Source organism: Psychrobacter sp. BF1 (genome assembly GCF_019279065.1).
GTDB lineage: Bacteria > Pseudomonadota > Gammaproteobacteria > Pseudomonadales > Moraxellaceae > Psychrobacter > Psychrobacter urativorans.
Genome location: NZ_JAGYWV010000033.1, coordinates 1 through 1663 on the forward strand (window position 1 = coordinate 1; position 1663 = coordinate 1663).

The 1663-nt window shown below is 47.6% G+C and carries 1 protein-coding gene; it reads left to right on the forward strand.

Annotated elements, in window-relative coordinates:
- Positions 1-62: 62 nt before the first annotated feature.
- A protein-coding gene (locus tag KZA12_RS14710) for an IS3 family transposase (RefSeq protein ID WP_218690751.1) occupies positions 63-1627 on the forward strand; the annotation gives its coding sequence in 2 pieces (ribosomal slippage) (positions 63-525 and positions 525-1627; 1566 coding nt in all).
- Positions 1628-1663: the final 36 nt, after the last annotated feature.

Here is a 1663-nt window from a genome sequence, read left to right on the forward strand (position 1 = left end):
CCCCCTATGTCACGATAGTTGTCACCCCTAAAATAATGTAAAGGGGGCGACAAGGAATGAAGATGTCAAGATACAGTGAAGAGAGAAAACAAATCATATTAAGCAAGCTATCGCCACCGATGAACAAGAGCGTAGCAGAAGTTGCAAGAAGTGAAGGCATAGGATTACAGACCCTGTATAATTGGCGTAATAAAGCCCGCGACCAAGGACAGCCCATGCCTGGAAATAAGAGCACCCCTGACAACTGGTCAAGCGAAACCAAGCTTGCCACCATCATAGAGACCAGCGGACTATCAGAGACCGAGCTTAGCGAATACTGCCGTAGCAAAGGGCTATATGTTGAACAAATCAAAGCATGGCGAGCAGGCGCACTATCAGGATTTAATAAAGCCCAGCAGCAAAGCCTGACCGATAAGCGTCAACATCAAGCAGACCTTAAAAAGATTAAAAAACTAGAGCGTGAGCTGAATCGTAAGGAAAAAGCCCTTGCCGAAACAGCGGCCTTACTGGTGCTCAGAAAAAAGCTGAATGCGCTCTGGGAGACGGACAAAAACGAGGACGACTAACCTCACTGCCACAGCGTAAGCAAACCATCACCCTTATTCAAGAAGCCAACGATTCAGGCGCAAGACTACCGCCTGCTTGTACCGAGGCTGGCATTAGTGTGCGCACCTATAGGCGATGGTATCAAGAGGGGCAAATACGTCATGACAAACGTGCTAAAGCTTTGCGTCCTATGCCAAGCAATAAGCTCACGAGCGATGAAACAGCAGCCATTATCGCTGTCTGCAGTGAGCCTCGCTTTGCAAGCCTACCACCGACGCAGATCGTTCCAACCTTACTCGATGAAGGTATCTATCATGCTTCAGAGTCCACCTTTTACCGAGTGCTGAAAGCACATAGTCAACTAAGTCATAGAGGACGTAGCCTTGCACCTCGTGCCTATAGTGCCCCGCAGTCTTTTACCGCCACAGGACCCTGCCAAGTATTCTGTTGGGACATTACTTATCTGCCAAGCCCCGTGCGAGGTCAGTTCTATTATTTGTACATGATTGAAGATGTGTATAGCCGTAAAATCGTCGGTCAAGAAGTTTATGATCACGAGTCAGGAGAGCTTGCCGCTCGGCTGTTGCAACGTACTTTAATTAAAGAGAAGTGCCTGCATTCAGGGGTGGTTTTGCACTCTGACAATGGGGCGCCAATGAAAGCTCAAACCATGCGCATGAAAGCTTATGAGCTTGGGGTGGTGACGTCTTATAGTCGTCCGAGAGTGAGTAATGATAATCCCTTTGCAGAGTCGCTGTTTAAGACGTGCAAGTACCGCTCTAATTGGCCAACTGAGGGCTTTAACAGCCTTGAGACAGCAAGGGATTGGGTACTTGAGTTTACGCATTGGTACAATACTGAGCATAAACACAGTCAGCTTCGCTTCGTGACGCCTAATGAGCGCCATACTGGTGAGGATAAAGCTATCTTAGCGAAGCGTAAGCAGACGATGGAGAGTGCTAAAACATTAAATCTTACTCGTTGGGGATCGCGCGAAGTGAGAAATTGTACGCCCGTCCCTCCAACGACATTGAACCCGTTAAAAGAACCGAAATCAATTGATGAAATGAGAGTTGCTTAGTTGGTAAATTGGTGACAACTATGTTGACAAACACCG